Annotated in this window: 11 protein-coding genes; all 11 read right to left on the bottom strand. The window is 62.6% G+C overall.

All coding sequences use genetic code 11. From position 1 onward, the window contains the following. Positions 1 to 2 precede the first annotated feature (2 nt). A complete protein-coding gene (gene cas6e / locus LRP59_RS00900) occupies positions 3 to 668 on the bottom strand; it encodes a type I-E CRISPR-associated protein Cas6/Cse3/CasE (RefSeq protein ID WP_002514610.1) in 666 nt (221 codons plus the stop codon). Then, positions 668 to 1375, bottom strand: coding sequence for a type I-E CRISPR-associated protein Cas5/CasD (gene cas5e, locus LRP59_RS00895; protein ID WP_002514609.1), 708 nt, complete (start codon positions 1373 to 1375; stop codon positions 668 to 670). The genes cas6e and cas5e overlap by 1 nt, the downstream gene beginning before the upstream one ends. Next, entirely contained in the window at positions 1372 to 2496 is a 1125-nt protein-coding gene (gene cas7e, locus LRP59_RS00890) for a type I-E CRISPR-associated protein Cas7/Cse4/CasC (protein ID WP_002514608.1), read from the bottom strand. The genes cas5e and cas7e overlap by 4 nt, the downstream gene beginning before the upstream one ends. Further along, the gene (casB, locus tag LRP59_RS00885; protein ID WP_002514607.1) at positions 2493 to 3122 is read right to left on the bottom strand and encodes a type I-E CRISPR-associated protein Cse2/CasB; all 630 of its coding nucleotides are present in this window, start codon (positions 3120 to 3122) and stop codon (positions 2493 to 2495) included. The genes cas7e and casB overlap by 4 nt, the downstream gene beginning before the upstream one ends. Then, a complete protein-coding gene (gene casA / locus LRP59_RS00880; RefSeq protein WP_002514606.1) occupies positions 3122 to 4780 on the bottom strand; it encodes a type I-E CRISPR-associated protein Cse1/CasA in 1659 nt (552 codons plus the stop codon). The genes casB and casA overlap by 1 nt, the downstream gene beginning before the upstream one ends. Next, entirely contained in the window at positions 4777 to 7572 is a 2796-nt protein-coding gene (locus tag LRP59_RS00875; protein ID WP_002514605.1) for a CRISPR-associated helicase/endonuclease Cas3, read from the bottom strand. The genes casA and LRP59_RS00875 overlap by 4 nt, the downstream gene beginning before the upstream one ends. Before the next feature lie 282 nt (positions 7573 to 7854). Continuing rightward, on the bottom strand, positions 7855 to 9396 hold the full coding sequence (gene hutH, locus LRP59_RS00870) for a histidine ammonia-lyase (protein ID WP_002520769.1): 1542 nt from the start codon (positions 9394 to 9396) through the stop codon (positions 7855 to 7857). Positions 9397 to 9525: 129 nt separating this feature from the next. Next, entirely contained in the window at positions 9526 to 10716 is a 1191-nt protein-coding gene (gene hutI / locus LRP59_RS00865) for an imidazolonepropionase (protein WP_002514602.1), read from the bottom strand. Beyond that, the gene (locus tag LRP59_RS00860) at positions 10713 to 12053 is read right to left on the bottom strand and encodes a formimidoylglutamate deiminase (RefSeq protein WP_002514601.1); all 1341 of its coding nucleotides are present in this window, start codon (positions 12051 to 12053) and stop codon (positions 10713 to 10715) included. Before LRP59_RS00860 ends, hutI begins: the two co-directional genes overlap by 4 nt. Further along, entirely contained in the window at positions 12050 to 13246 is a 1197-nt protein-coding gene (locus LRP59_RS00855; protein ID WP_002514600.1) for an allantoate amidohydrolase, read from the bottom strand. The genes LRP59_RS00860 and LRP59_RS00855 overlap by 4 nt, the downstream gene beginning before the upstream one ends. Continuing rightward, positions 13246 to 15273, bottom strand: coding sequence for a urocanate hydratase (locus tag LRP59_RS00850; RefSeq protein ID WP_002520766.1), 2028 nt, complete (start codon positions 15271 to 15273; stop codon positions 13246 to 13248). Before LRP59_RS00850 ends, LRP59_RS00855 begins: the two co-directional genes overlap by 1 nt. Positions 15274 to 15410 lie beyond the last annotated feature (137 nt).

Below are 15410 nucleotides of genomic sequence, written 5' to 3'. Positions count from 1 at the left end.
GGTCACCTCACCGTCGGTGCCAGAGTCATCAGCCCGCAGCCGTAGCTTTTCGCCGGCCCGATGCCTTGCACGAGTGCCAGCCGAGCGGCATCGGCATCCTGGATCTGGATGACGCCGTCAACCTGAGTCACTGCGAGCGTCACCGTGGATCGTTGACGCCGAAACCGTAGTATCTCGCGACGGGTCACTTGGGCGGATGGCGCCCCCTGGTCATTGACTGGCACGGTGTAACCGTGACGTTCCACGCGACCGATAAACCAAGTTAGCTGCTGTTCGGCTGTGACCTCGGCGACGCGTTGTCCCCGGGACCCGGCAGACTTGCGTACGGCAGTCGTGGGATTGATCGTGCATCTGAAACGCCACGTCGACCCGGATCGGAGCGCTTGCAGAAAGGGGTCGTAGTTCGCGGACCGACTCGAGGCACCATTGGACCAGCCGGCCTGCTCGTTAAGGGCTGTCAGGTCTGGTCGCAGCGGGCTGACAATCATGAGCCGCGCATCGTGCCTGGCCGGCCCCCGATCCAGACGCCACAGGGTGCGTGCACCATTGGAGACGGACTGGCCGGGGGGAAAGGCACCCAACACCGCGGCATGAAGTCGCTCCGGTGATGCCAATAGGCGCATGGCGTCGCGACGGGCCACATTGATATCGAACTGGGTGAGAAACATCAAGCTCCTTCTAGGCCTGCGAACCAGTCGGGCTCGTCGCTTCCGTTGGGGTTGTCGACGACAATCGTTGTCGTCGTGACGTCGCGCCAGCCGTACTCGCGCCGCTCAGGGTTGAAGCTCAGCGGTATGTCGCGGACGGTGTCGCCGATCTGTCCCGGCCCGGCGTCATAGGCGATGGGAAGTCGGACGGATCGTCCCAGTCGGCGTTGGTGCCACAGCTTGGCGTGCCAAGGCTCATTTTCCAAGGTCTTCACCAGCTCGCTCTCTCGCACGCCTAAGGACACCTGTCCTTCCGTGGGACAGGATCTTCGGCCGAGGTAGAGCGGGAACTCCGGGTCTCTGATTGCCTCGTCCAACGCCTGGAGGAGAGACGGGTCTCCTTCGACCGCCGCCACGAAGACTGCGTCGGCCAAGTAGTAGCGGTTTGACAACGGCATGGCTTTGACGCGGCCGTCCTTTTTGGGATGTGCCCAGTCCATGGCTGTCTGGAAGTCCCGCACGATCGACCCCGGCTGGTCGGTTCGCACACCGAATCGCAGGGTGAGCAGGTCTTCGAGACTGTCGGTGCGACGTCGTCCCTGCGCCGCAGCCAACAACCCGATGACGCCGGACTTCGTCGGTTCCCGTCGTGTGGCCCGGGTCGTAAATCGGCTGGAATCTCCCCAGGATTGCAAGGGCCCCGCGAGGCGTAAGAGCAGGACGGTCACGACTCGTCCTGGAGAAGCGACGTGACCTGGTCGCGAACAGAGGAGACGAGGTCGTCTATCGGCATCTGGGTGCCCATGGTGCCGATGGCCTCGGTACGTGAGCCGACGCGAGTCACGAAGGACGCTTCGGGGGCTCCCAGGAATGCCTCCTCACAGTCGTGTGCGTATGCCGCCACCGCCTGGCACGACGCGGCGACGAATCCGCCGTCGTCGGACGTCACGGGGTCCTCGAAGGCCCCGATGAAGCTCGCGGAACGGCCCTTGCGAACCTGGACGACGACGGCGTCCGGGATTGTGTTGTTGGCGAAGGTGTTCTGTTTACCGGTGGGCATCGACATGATGAACCCACGGACGAAGGCTGAGGCTGCCTGAGCTGTCAGGTCAACATCGCCGAGATTATCCTTGAGAGTCGATACGGCAACGGTCGCGAACCGATACAACGTCTCGGAGGTGAACTCGACAGTGCCGATCATGCCGGCTCCTGCGTCGTCCTCGTCGAGTTTGTAATCATCGACCGCAGTGAAGTAGTCGGACTCGATCTCGACGGCGTGTGTGCTCAGCGCGTGGGCGACCTGCACGGCCGAGTCGACGTTGAGATCCTTTGAATCTGCCACCATGCGCCCGAACAACGCCACCTCGATCCCATGGTCGGAATCGGCTGCTTTTTTAGCGTCGGTTGCGGTGATCTTGCCGTCGGTTGTTGCGGCGAGCTGTGCCAGCCGATCGAGTTGCTGGTTCGAGTAAAAGACCAGGTACTGCGTGCGTTCGATTCCCTCGGCTCCCGACTCGTCCTTCTTACGAGGTTTCTCGGCCTTGAGTCCGAGCGCCTTGACGACCTCGAGAGCCTTCTGCCTGGCATCCTCTTCAGGGAGCCCATATGGGGCCGCAGTGAGTCGGTTCATGAGCAGTTCGACGACGCGCAAGGTTCGCGAACCGGTCTGGTTTGCAGGGAGGAACTCCTTAAAGGAGGTCCGCACGGCCTTCTTCCATGCCTGGGAGCTGACCCGCGCCCGGCGGACCCCGCCATACAGGGCTGACTTTGGTGACCCGGTGTCGTCACGGTTGACGTTGGACGGCGGGACACTCTGGATGACGTGGATGTCGACATAGTACGAACTCATCGGGCTTCTCCTTGGTCGGTTGTGGTAGAGGGAGTCGGGTTGTTGGACGGCGGGATGCGGTGAAGTTGGCGTCCCCAGTCCAAGAGGACGTGGTCGGAAGCAGAGGTCTGGATGCGCCACAGATCAGTGGCAAGCCGTCCGTGGTCGAGCGGTACGCCCTCTGATCTCATGAGGGCGATCAGTCCGCGAAGGTTTTCGATGCGAATGCCCCACTGCTGGGCCCGACACAAATGCTGGAACCGCGAGATCGTACCGGGGTCCCACTCGGACCCGCTGGAACGGCGGGTGGACAAGCTGTGCACGGCTTGACCAAGTCCGATGCCAGGCATGTGCATGGGCTCGGACCGGGACTGTTGGTGGATGGCGTACAGCACGACCGAGGCGTGGACCGCCCGCTCGGCCGCAGTGGCCGGGGCGGCGTTGCGACCTAACAAGTCGTCGGGAAGATGCCCCAAGGTGACCTCCCACACTGCGGGGTCGGTTCCCGGCGCCGCAGCATCGGCATGGCGTAGCGCGGCCATGGTGCGCACTGACCACGCATCACGGGGAACCATAAGGTACCCCCGTTGCAGGTGATTGACGACGTCTAGCGTCGCTTTGGTGACGTCATTCCAGGGTTCTGGCATCACTGTTCCTTCCGAGATGTCTTGGTGTCACGGTGAGGGTCTTCTGGGAGCGGGGCTGAGGTACGCACGCGAGCCACGAAACGCTGCCATGCGCGCGCGCGATCCATGAGGTCTTCTCGCTCGGTGTTGGGAACTGGCACCATGCGTCCCGTGAGCGCCGTCGGACCGGCGTCTCGGCACAGCTGCTCACCGATCTCTCGCACCACCTGTCGCGCCCGCCGCCGCCAAGACAGTGTCGCAGTCTCGACATCCGTCCTGCTAGATAAACGACTGAACCAGTCCCGGTATGTCGGGTCGAGTGCCGCGTAGCCCATCTCCGAGGCGCGTGGCCGTACCCCCTCTGATTCGCTGCCGGTCGCTGCGGCCAGGTCGGTGGCGAGATTCTGGAGTGCGAAGATCAGAGAGTCCGCTGTCTGGGCGGATTCGACGGCAAGCCGACCGAGCTGCTCATCGGCGATAACGGCCATGGCCGCGGGCATGGCGTCGTCGATGGTCGTTGTCACGACTGAGCTCTGTGACCCATATTCCATACCGATAGTTCGGATCCGAGTCACGTGGTCACGAGGTAAGGCTCCGTCGCTGGAAAAGGCTGCGAGTTGCTCGAAGATTTCGGGCCTCAGCCACAGCTCATCCGGCTCGCCAGCCTTCTTCCTGCGTCGGTCGTCGGCAGCTGGCTCACGCACCAGCAGCGGTTCCAGCCCCCGCCACATGGCTTTCGTCGAGTCATGGCTTCGAGGCATGTACACGGTCTCACCGGCAGCCTTCGTCTGGGGGGCGCTGTAGCGCCAAGCGGTGGTCGAGTCGTTGTGAAGAAGGTACTTCCATTCGACTTTGTCACCATTGCATAGCAGGACGTCGACGACCCGGTCACCGTCAGCAATGAGGCGTACCCGTCGGCTCTGCCAGGTGAACAGGTCGGCGCATCCGGTGGGCACCGGATGCTCTCGATCGGGTGTGGCAGTCTGCGGGGGACGCTCCCAGACCGGCACGTCCTGCTGCGGGTCGTCCTGGAGGAAAAGGTTGAGTAAAATAGTTTCAGCCAACGACTTGCCCTCGACGATGACAATTCCCATCGGACCACTGATACCGGTGCCAATGGGGTAGCCTCTGCCTCCTTTGACTCGAGGATCGCCGACAGCCCCCGATTTGATACCCGAGACGTCGAAAGCGTGGGTATGAACCAGCCAGCGCGCGGCCTCGGCGAAGCTCAGCGATGTGGTTCCCGCTCCATCTCTCGTCGTGAAAAACTTGTCGTTAGGAGGAACTTCACTGATGATCTTCGTGAGGCCGGAATACCCACCGTTACTAGTGTGAAGATCGGTGACTTGCATGAATGGGGCGCTGTCGTCGAAAAGGTTGAAGCGGTTGAGCCACCGGTCCGAGTAGGAGTCGATCTCGTCGAGGGGAAGGCCTTCCTCCCACCACTGACCCCAGTCGTCGATCTTCTCGTCATCACTGCGGAATCGAGCCGTTGCTTGAATAGCAATGGCCAAGAGTAGCCGCAAAACAGCTGCCTCTTGGGTGGGAATCTCACCGGCGAGCCCGCGGAACTCGGTGGCCCGGTGAAAGGCTTCTCGGATTGAGACTTCGGTGACGCCGTTGTCCGGCGTCCTTACAGATATCCACGGCTCATCCATGAGGTTGAATGCGCTCGTCATGCGGGTACTCCATTCTGGGGACGGGGCTCAACTGTGAGTCCCCGACTAAGATCATAGTGAATTTGGCGATCGAGAAGGGTTGAGTTGCCATCGGCGTCTAAGACAAGGACGAGTTGCCCACGCAGCCATGGTGACGACTGCCATGAACTCAGATCAATCGGTGCGTTCTCGAGTTCGGTAATCGTCTGATCGATGTCCCAGGGATTCGACAGCGATCGGGGCAGGGTGACCGTGCAGGATGCGACCGCCCGAGCTAGGTCGCCGCCGGGGGCGCCAAAGAGCGGTAGGTCAGCTCCTGAGAACTCTCCGATGCCGTCCATGAGGTGATACCCACCGGAGTTGGTCTGCTGTACGACGATGACTTCGATGGAGTCCTCGGAATCGCGCACCGAGGCGTGACCGCGTGTGTTTTCCGGGTCGACGGTCTTCATGTCGGTGATTCCCTTCATGAGGCTTGAGGCGCCGAAGGGATCGGAAAGTCGATATGTCATAGCCCGAGACGTGGCTGCCTTGTGGCGCGATCTAGATTCGAGGGCGGCGTCTTCCCCGCGACTCGCCCATGCGTCGGGCCAGGTGAATGTCTCCTCGTATGCGATACGGACGAGTCGAGGAATGTCTTGGGGCACGTTGACGATTCCACTCGAAAGGCCGTCAAGAATAGCGGCAGTGCGCAGTAGGAAGTCGGGCTCGTACACCAGTTCGATGCCCCGGCTGAACTGGGGGCCGTCCTCCAGCCAGGCGTCGACGCCGGTGACGAGACAAGTGGCTTCACGCAGGGGAACTGGGCGTTGTCGGTCGTGCCGATGAAGGCGGCCGATGCGCTGCAGCAGAAGGTCTATCGGCGCGATGTCGCTGATGAGCAGATCGAAGTCGACGTCGAGCGACTGCTCAAGTACCTGTGTCCCCACGACCACCAGCCGGTCGGGTCGGCTCTCGCCCGAGCGTCCAAGGCGCCGAACCAGATCGGCCTCACGACGGGCCCGCTGCGGAGCTAAGAAGCGGGAGTGGACGAGCACGACTTCGCAGTCAAGGCGACTATCAAGGGCATCGAAGGTGTCCTGGGCCCGGGCGACCGTGTCGCGGATGATGCCGATGCAACCACCGTCGGACATCTTGTCTTCAATGAGGTTGATGAGCTCGTCAAGGGAGTCGCCCATAGAGCGGACGACAACCTGTCGTCCCGGCGCCGACGTCGAAGTGCCTTGTTGGGCGACACCATCGGATATCGTGGTCACGATTGGGTACTCATCGGTCGTCGTGAGGACCACCTGCGCGTTTCTTCCGTGGCGCCCCTTAGCGTACGCTAGCGCGAGTTCATGACGTTGGGCCGGTGGCAGCGTCGCGGACATGAGGATGACTGGCGTGCGGTAGGCGCCGAGCCATTCGAGGACGACCTTGAGGTATTCGCGCATATAGACGTCGGCGGCGTGGACCTCATCAATGATGACGACCTTGCTCGCCAGACCGAGGTGGCGTAACACCACATGCTTGGCTTTGAGACCGGTGAACAGTGCCTGGTCGATGGTCCCGACGACGTGGTCGGCCAGGATCGCGCGCTTGCGGCCCAAGAACCACTCATGGACGATCGCCGAAGCTTCACGCTGCGTGCCGGCACCTTCGTCGTAGACGGCCATGGTGGCGTTCCACGGCATGAGCTGCTGGTACTCCTCGTTGAGTCCAGCTTTCGAGTGAGCCAGGGAAATGCTTGACGGGTCCTTGGCTGGCACAGCGTCCAGCCATTCCCGAACTCGACCGAACATGGGATTGGACGTGGCCATCGTCGGTAGACCGAAGAAGATGCCGCCGAGCCCGAACCGTTCGGCGAGCACCTGTGCGCACATGAGGGCGGCCTCGGTCTTGCCGTGTCCCATGGGTGCCTCGATGGCGAGCAGGCCGGGTTCGGGCATGGTGTCCGCAACCTCGACCGCTACGCGTTGCATGGCGTTGGGCGCTCCGTGGGTGAGGGAAGGGAAGCTGGTGCCGAACAACTCGTCCACGGAACCGGGGCAGGGGGCAGGCTGCCAGGGGTGAGGGAGCTGAAGTCTGGCAACGGCTCTGCGGACTCGATCTGGCGTTGGTGTGGCGAAGTCGTAGGGGAACAGCGTCTCCGAGCTGGCGATCCAGTCGGTGACGATAACGAGAGCCTCGCAGACTATCTGCGTCTGGATCGAAATTGGGCTGCCCATCCAGGTGGGCAGGAACTCGTCGGCGCCGGTATGCGCGGCCATAGTGTCGAGCACCTCGTCTCGGGTGGCCTTCCAGAGATGCTCCTCGCGGGCCAGCGACAGCTCGACCTTCTCCACGTCGGCGGACGTTGGGTTCGTGCCGTGGTGGCCACCAACGATGGATGCGATGTTGCGGGCACAGCGGCGTGCCCTGGGGGCATCGGGGTAACGGCTCAGTAGCCAGCTGGTGACGTGAGTCTGGCCTAGCGCACCGTGGGGTATCGGTCTGTCCGGCTTCCCAATGACAAAGCCCTGGCGTTCCATCTGGTCGCATAGGTAGCTCGTTGACGTTCCGTTGGTGCGGGGCAACCGTGCCTTGAAGGCGAAGTCGGCGCTGATCTTGCCGACGTCATGGATCCCCGCCAGGAAGCATACGAACGTCTGGGCGGCCCGCTCCCCGCCAAGAGTGTCCGCCAGGAGCGATCGGATGGATTGTGGTTGGAGTCTCCAGACTTCGGCCATGACTCCGGCAGCATCTTCGAGGTGTTGGACGACCGGGAGCCAGTCTCCTACCTCGTTTGTCTTGCCCCAGCAGGACTGCGCCGGTGGGGACCAGGTGTTGAGCATTGTCGCTTCCTTGCGGTTGATGTTGACAGGAATAGTAACATAAGAGCATGGCTCAACTTAACAAGTTGGAAAATAACTGCAGGGCACCCGAAGTTAGTCACCGACCCCCGCAGCGGCGGGGAGAATCGGGCCAGAAACACGTCCTGCCCTACGCCCGCGCACCCCCGCAACGGCGGGGAGGACATCCGAGATGCGGACGACACGCAACTCAACAATGGCTCACCTCTGCATGGGCAGAGCACGCCCCAGGCTACCGGAGCCATGTACACGAATCGTGCGTGGTTAACTCACTTCCACGCTCTGACGGGCGACCTCGAGGAGCTCGCCGGAGGCCACCAGGCGGTGGGCTTCGTCGATTTCGGGGGCGAGGAAGCGGTCTGGCCCGGGGCCAGGAATGGTCTGGCGCATTCGTTCGATGACGTCGGCCACCGGCTTCGAGGGCTCCAAACCGCGCATTTGGATGGCTTTGGCGGCGGTCAGGATCTCGATACCAATGACTGCTCCCATACCGTCGATGGCGCGGCGCAGTTTGCGGGCAGCCGACCATCCCATCGAGACGTGGTCTTCCTGCATGGCTGAGGTTGGAATGGAGTCTACTGAGGCCGGTACGGCCAGTCGCTTCATGTCCGAGACGATGCCGGCCTGAGTGTACTGAGCGATCATATGCCCGGAGTCGACGCCGGGATCGTCGGCCAGGAAGGGATGTAGGTCACGGTTGCGGGCCGGGTCGAGCATGCGGTCGGTGCGGCGCTCACTCATCGACGCGAGGTCGGCTGCAGCAATCGCCAAGAAGTCAAGCACATACGCCACGGGGGCGCCGTGGAAGTTGCCATTGGACTCCACCCTCATGTCGTCGGTGATGACTGGGTTGTCGACAGCCGAGGCCAACTCGACCTTCGCTACCTGCAGGGCATGGGCCATCGTGTCGCGGACGGCGCCGTGGACCTGTGGGGCACAGCGCAAGGAGTAGGCGTCTTGGACTCGCTTGGCGGCACCTTCACGACCGGCCTGGATGAGGTCAGAACCTTCTAGCAAAGCGAGAATGTTGGCGGCCGAGGTGGCCTGGCCTGGATGGGGCCGCAGGGCCTGAAGGTCAGGGGCGAAGACCCGATCAATGCCGCACAGCGCCTGGACGGTCATTGCGGTCGCCAGATCAGCCGTCGGAACGAGAACGTCGAGGTCAGCTAGGGCCATGATGAGCTGGCCGAGCATGCCGTCAGTGCCGTTAATGAGGGCCAGCCCCTCCTTCTCGCGCAGGGACACAGGCTTCAGCCCGGCCTGGGCCAGGCCGGTAGCCGCATCGACTTCGTCACCGTCAGGGGTGAGGACGGTCCCTTCGCCGGTCAGGACGAGGGCACAGTGGGCTAGCGGGGCGAGGTCGCCCGAACAGCCAAGAGACCCATATTCCCCCACGACTGGGACGAGTCCGGAGTTAAGCAGATCGGCGTAGGCAGTGACGACCTTCGGACGTACGCCGGTGTGGCCAGATGCCATCGTCTTGAGGCGCAGGGTCATCATGGCGCGGATGACCTCGCTCTCGACCCGCGGTCCGGTCGACGCGGCGTGAGAACGGATGAGTGAATGCTGCAGAGCCACGCGGTAGTCACGCGGCACCCGGGTGGAGGCCAGCGCACCGAAGCCGGTGGAGATGCCGTAATGAGGGGTGGGGTCGTCGGCCAGGCTCTCGACGAGGTCAGAGGCCCGTTTGACCCGCTCTATCGCGTCCTCTCCCACGGTCACTTGGGCTCCCAGCCGAGCGACTGCGACGACGTCGCGGGGAGTGAGCGGGGCACCGGCGTCAACGGTGGTTGGGTTCATGGTCATCCTTTCTTGGAGCCACGTCGTCGTGGCGATTGTGTCTGTGATGGTCAGGGCCCGTCGTCTCCGATGCAACCAACGTGGCCGATCCGCTGCCGAACGGCGGAGGGCCGAGGGTAAGCGACGATTCTGATGTCAGCCGTCGAGTCGTAGCCTTGGTTGGTCCAGCCTAAGGAACCGGCCCGCTTTGCAAACCCGGTCGATGAGGGGGACACCTGGGCGATACATGAGGTGCAGCCACGACGGGGCGGCCAAGCTCACCAGATCGGCACGGGCACCAGGTTTCACCACACCCACGTCATCGCGGTGAAGTGCCGCGGCACCGCCTGCAGTCGCTGACCAGAGGGCCTGCTCTGGCGTCATACCCATCTCGCGTACCGCGATGGCAAGGCAGAATGGCATTGACGAGGTGAACGCGGTGCCGGGATTACAGTCGGTAGCCAACGCGACCGTCACACCTGCGTCAAAGAGGCGACGGGCGTCAGGGTAGGGCTGTTTGGTGCTGAACTCGGCGGCCGGAAGCAGGGTCGCCACAGTTCCGGTGGCCTTGAGAGCGTCAATGTCTTCATCGGACAAGAAGGTGCAGTGATCGACGGCTGCCAGACCCAACTCGCAAGCTTGTGGGATGACCTCGGAGGGGCCTAGCTGGGCTGCATGGAGGCGCAAGCCCAGCCCGGCATCCGTGCCAGCGCGCAGGATCTCGAGAGTCTGGTCGGGGTCGAAGGCGCCGGTCTCGCAGAACACATCAATCCAGCGCACATAGGGGCGCACGGCGTGCAGCATCTCGCCACACACCAGACGGACATACTCATCAGACTGGCACTCAGGTGCGACGACGTGAGCGCCCAAGAAGGTGACCTCGTCAGTGTGAGAACTGGCCACACGCGCCAGCTTGACCTCCGTCTCGACATCGAGCCCGTACCCCGTCTTGGCCTCAACGGTCGTCGTCCCGCTGCGTGCCATTTCGTCGAGGATCCCGGTCATGACGGCGTCGAGGAACCCCATGGGAGCCTCCCGAGTGCGCCGAACAGTGCGCAAAATCCCGCCAGCCTCGTACCTCTGCCCGTTCATCCGCGCGTCGAACTCATCGCTCCGGTCACCGGCGAAAACCGGGTGGCTGTGAGAGTCGACGAAACCTGGTATGACGCAGGCTCCGGCCATATCGGACTGGTGATCGGCCGCCGGAGCCTGTGCTGACGGACCTACCCAAGCGATCCGATCCCCGCAGATCACGACGGCTGCATTGCGGATTTGTCCGAGCTCGTCAGTACCGACAGATGGATCGTTGGTAACAAGCAGACCGATGTTATTGATGACGATGCTCACGAGTCACGGCCTCTCAGTTCGTCTAATACGTGGCGCAGGTCCTCGGCGACTGCGGCATCAAGCCGGTTCCACTCCCCAGCGACGATAGTGGCCGCTACGTCATTGGCTGTTGCCACTAGGGGCCAGCGCGTCGGGTCCACCCCGGCCAGGCGTGCTGATGACGGCTCGACGACGACAATATCGGCGGGGTCCCCGGCGGCCAGCCCAGCGGATCCAGGCCCGGGTGTGGAAGTCTGGCGTGGAAGCGGCTCAGCTGCCGGACGGAGACTCTCAACCCCGTTTCGTGTACCGATTTTCCACAGCGCCTCACAACCAATGACACCGCGCGTCCCGGTGACCAAGCGAGCAGTGGATTCCAGCATCCGCAATTCGGTAAAGGGGTCGGTAATGACGTCCTCGTCAGTCCCAATTGCCATGCGCACCCCGGCATCCTGCAGGTCCTTGACCCGCGCGATGCCGTCACCCAGATCGGCCTCGGTGGTTGGACACAGTGAGACGACGGTATCCGAAGCCGCGATCATGGCGATGTCGCCGCCGGTCAGATGGGTGGCATGGATGATGGTAGTGCGGTCGGAGAGCACCCCAGCTCGGTCCAGCACTGCTGTCGGCGTCAGGCCATGTGCAGCCAAGCATTCGGTGTTCTCGCGGGGCTGCTCGGAGACGTGGATGTGAATGGGTACACGTTCCGGTAGTCCACTTACAGCTGTGGCCATCTCGTCGGGGCTGACGGCCCGCACCGAATGTAGAGCTGCGCCCATCGTCACCAAGGGGGAGTCGGGCAGAGCATCACACAGCGCGCGCCAACGCTCCAACCACCCCTCGACGCTACCGTCACCAATCCTCTTCTGGTCTACGCCAAGGGGCGCTCCCGGTCCGGCGTGCAGGTAGCAGGTGTCGAGGACAGTGATGCGAATCCCGGCTTCAATGGCGGCGTTGACAAGGGCTAATTCCATCGCATGATCGCGATAGGGCGTCCCGTCAGGCTGGTGATGGACGTAGTGGAACTCACCTACGCTGGTGTATCCGGCCGCCACCATCTCAGCAAAGGCAGCTCGCGCCAGTCGGTAGTAGGAGTCTGGGTCGAGACGGTTGGCTAGTCGATACATTTCGGTGCGCCAGGACCAGAAATCTTCGCCCTCCCCGGCCCCGCGCAGCCCGCGGTGGAAAATATGGGAGTGAGTATTGGCGAATCCCGGCACAGCGACCCCATCGAAGGTGTGTCGATGAGGTTCGGCCCCTATCGTCACCGCAGTGATGACGCCGTTCTGGCTTTGGACGCGCACGTTGTGCGCAATCCGCCCCTCTACCAGGGCGCTCGGGAAAAACCATGTGCTCATTTGACGAGCTCCTCTAGCACGGTTTGCAGCGCTTCGGCCCCGGCTTCGCAGTCGGCGTCACTCGCTGATTCTGCGGGGCAGTGAGAAGCCCCGGTGGGATTGCGGACGAAGAGCATCCCGGTAGGCATCGTCGTCGCTAACGTTGCGGCGTCATGGCCAGCCCCGGTGGATAGCTGGGGGATGTCCTCGCCGAGGATCTGTAGCATCCGCGCGCGCAGGTCGAATGCGGTGCGATCGGTCCACGACTCGCGGGTCCAGACAACCTGGCACCCCTGCTTGTCAGCGGCAGTTTCTGAGGCCTGCTGGATGTCCTCGACGACTTTGGTGACGGTCTGTGATTCCTCGGCTCGGCAGTCCAGCCACATCGTCGCGGCCGAGGCAATGACGTTGGTACCACCTGGCTCGACGTTGATCCGCCCGACCGTCGTCACGCAACCCTCGCGTTCTGCTGCCTCCCGGGCTGCCAGTATGGTCTGCGCCATCGGGACGACCGGGTCATGACGATCGGGTATGAGGGTCGTTCCGGCGTGGTTTCCCTGGCCGGTGAACTCGGCACGCCAACGTCCATGTGGTCGTACCGCGGTGGCAATTGCGACCGGGTGTCCCACATCCGCCAGACCTCGCCCTTGCTCAACGTGCAATTCAACAAAGCAGGATGCCTCAAGCAGAACGTCGTCGGGACCCATGAGATCGGGGTTCAAGCCGGCCTCTCGCCACGCGTCCGGCAAGGACTGCCCATCTCGAGCGACGAGCGTGTGGGCCTCAGCTTTGCTGAGCTTGCCCGACGCCAGCCGCGACCCCAAACAGGGCATTCCGAACCGGGCGCCCTCTTCGTCAGCCATGGCGACGACTGCGAAAGGTTTCGCCGGCATGATCCCGGCTTCTTGCATCTTCGCCACAGCCACCAATGACGAGACGACGCCGAGAGGCCCGTCATAGGCTCCACCGCCGGGCACAGAATCCAGGTGGGACCCCGTCAGGACGGCGTCGGGACCCGGAGTTCCCCACCACGCCCAGATGTTAGCGTTCGCGTCCGTGACGATCGCCAGCCCCAACTCGGTGGCCTTTGCGACGAACCATTCCCGCAGCGCCACCTCCTCGGGACGTAGGCAAAACCGCGAATAAGAGCCGTCCTCGTTGCGTCCAATCGCGGCGATTTCAACCAGCAGACTGGCAGCAGTCCAGGTCGTCATCACTTCACCAATCCGTCAATAAGGGCGTCATCTACCAGGTAGGGCAGGGTGATTTGGGCGTCGTTGTGCTCGTGGTTGAACTCGGTGGCCGTCTCGATGGAGTGAGCGTTGCGGGCCCAGCCGCGTCGCGCCACCCCGCACATGACATCCCATAGCAGAGAACTGCGAATGACGTTGTCGACCCGCTCAGAGCCGTCGAGGACGAGCCCGAACCCGCCGTTGATGGCGTTACCAATGCCGGTTCCGCCGCCGTTATGTAGGGTCACCAGACTCATGCCGCGGGCGGCATTGCCGGCGAAGCACTGGGTAGCCATATCAGCCATGACGTTAGAGCCGTCCTTGATGTTGGCGGTCTCACGGAAGGGAGAGTCAGTCCCGGAGACATCGTGGTGATCACGTCCCAGCATGACCGGTCCGATCTCGCCATCGCGGACCATCTTGTTGAATCGCAAGGCGATGTCCATACGGCCTTGAGCATCTTGGTAGAGGATGCGCGCCTGGGTGCCCACGACCAGGTTGTTAGCCTCGGCGTCACGGATCCAGATGTAGTTATCGCGATCCTGGCCGCGGCGATTCGGGTCGATGCAATCCATCGCGGCATGGTCGGTGGCAATGAGGTCCTCGCGCTTGCCGGACAGGCACACCCACCGGAACGGCCCGTAGCCGTAGTCGAAGAGTTCCGGGCCCATGATGTCCTCAACGTAGGACGGCCAGATGAACCCGTTGCGGGCGTCCCCGTCCTTGGCGATCTCGGTCACCCCGGACTCAAAGACGGTGGCCATGAAGGCGTTGCCGTAGTCGAAGAAATAGGTGCCGCGGTCGGTGAGGGTGCGGATGAGCTCGTAGTGCGTGCGCAAGGATTCGTTGACGCGGCGGGCGTATTCGTCACGATCGCGGGCCAACAGTTCGGTGCGCTGCTCGAAGGTCAGCCCCTGCGGGCAGTAACCGCCGTCATAAGCGGCATGACAGGAGGTCTGGTCCGATAGCAGCGGGATGTTGATGTTGTTGTCGACGGCGTACTTCAACAGATCGACGATGTTGCCGTGGTAGGCGATGGAGATTGGGGTGTGTTCGTCAATGTGTTTTTTGGCTAGCGCGAAAACTTCGTCAAGGTCGTCAGAGACGTGACCCACCCAACCCTGATCCAGTCGGGTCTGGATGCGCGACATGTCGACCTCGGCAATGATCCCGACGGCGTGGGCGATCTCGGCGGCCTTGGGCTGGGCCCCGGACATGCCACCGAGACCTGACGAGACAAAAAGCACCCCGGAGAGATCCCCGTCAGCGGGAATTCCCAGCCGGATTCTTCCGGCGTTGAGAATGGTGTTGAAGGTGCCATGGACGATGCCCTGCGGGCCAATATACATCCAGCCGCCGGCGGTCATCTGTCCATAGTTCGCCACCCCCATCTCCTCACAGATCTCCCAGTCCTTCTGGTTGTCGAAATGGCCGACCATGAGGGAGTTGGTGATGATGACACGCGGGGATTCTGGGCGCGACGGGAAAAGCCCCAGCGGGTGACCGCTCATGACGACCAAGGTGGTGTCCTCGGTGAGCTGGGAGAGGTATTTCTTGATGAGCCGGTACTGCAGCCAATTCTGGCAGACGCTACCGGTCTCGCCATAGGTGACGAGTTCGTAGGGATAGAGGGCGACGTCGAAGTCGAGGTTATTGTCAATCTGCACCTGGAAGGCCTTGCCCTCGGTACAACGACCCTCGTAATCGTCGATTGGGCGTCCCTTGATATGCCCGGCTGGACGCCACCGGTAAGCGTAGATGCGGCCATACGTACGCAATTCCTCGAGGAACTCCGGAACAGCCTTCTCGTGCAACTCCGGGGGTAGATAACGCAGAGCATTGCGCAGCGCGATCTTGGTCTGATCGGGGGTGAGGTGGAATCCACACGATGGGGCCCGACGGATACCGGGTTCGAAAACCGGGTCAGGGGGGAACTCGGCGTCGAGTTTGATCGTCATAGCTGCGGTAGTGCTGCTGTTGTCGTACATCGTTTGCTTCCCCCAATACATTCTTGGTGTCGTTGTGGCGTGACGATCCTGGCGAGGTCGCACACACAATTGCCATGGGCGAATCGCGTCGGTGTGATCGCCGGAGGTTGTCTCGTCAGGGAGACACCATTGACCGTATCACTACGGGTGGAGATGTC

The sequence above is a fragment of the Cutibacterium sp. 37298 genome, assembly GCF_023838685.1.
Lineage (GTDB): Bacteria > Actinomycetota > Actinomycetes > Propionibacteriales > Propionibacteriaceae > Cutibacterium > Cutibacterium acnes.
This window is presented reverse-complemented; position numbering and strand designations above follow the sequence as displayed.

Excerpts from the sequence above, each read along its gene's own strand:
- cas6e (WP_002514610.1), bottom strand. The coding sequence starts at position 668 with ATGTTTCTCACCCAGTTCGATATCAATGTGGCCCGTCGCGACGCCATG.
- LRP59_RS00860 (WP_002514601.1), bottom strand. The coding sequence starts at position 12,053 with ATGAGCACATGGTTTTTCCCGAGCGCCCTGGTAGAGGGGCGGATTGCG.
- LRP59_RS00855 (WP_002514600.1), bottom strand. The coding sequence starts at position 13,246 with ATGACGACCTGGACTGCTGCCAGTCTGCTGGTTGAAATCGCCGCGATT.
- cas7e (WP_002514608.1), bottom strand. The coding sequence starts at position 2,496 with ATGAGTTCGTACTATGTCGACATCCACGTCATCCAGAGTGTCCCGCCG.
- casA (WP_002514606.1), bottom strand. The coding sequence starts at position 4,780 with ATGACGAGCGCATTCAACCTCATGGATGAGCCGTGGATATCTGTAAGG.
- LRP59_RS00850 (WP_002520766.1), bottom strand. The coding sequence starts at position 15,273 with ATGTATTGGGGGAAGCAAACGATGTACGACAACAGCAGCACTACCGCA.
- LRP59_RS00875 (WP_002514605.1), bottom strand. The coding sequence starts at position 7,572 with ATGCTCAACACCTGGTCCCCACCGGCGCAGTCCTGCTGGGGCAAGACA.
- casB (WP_002514607.1), bottom strand. The coding sequence starts at position 3,122 with ATGCCAGAACCCTGGAATGACGTCACCAAAGCGACGCTAGACGTCGTC.
- hutH (WP_002520769.1), bottom strand. The coding sequence starts at position 9,396 with ATGACCATGAACCCAACCACCGTTGACGCCGGTGCCCCGCTCACTCCC.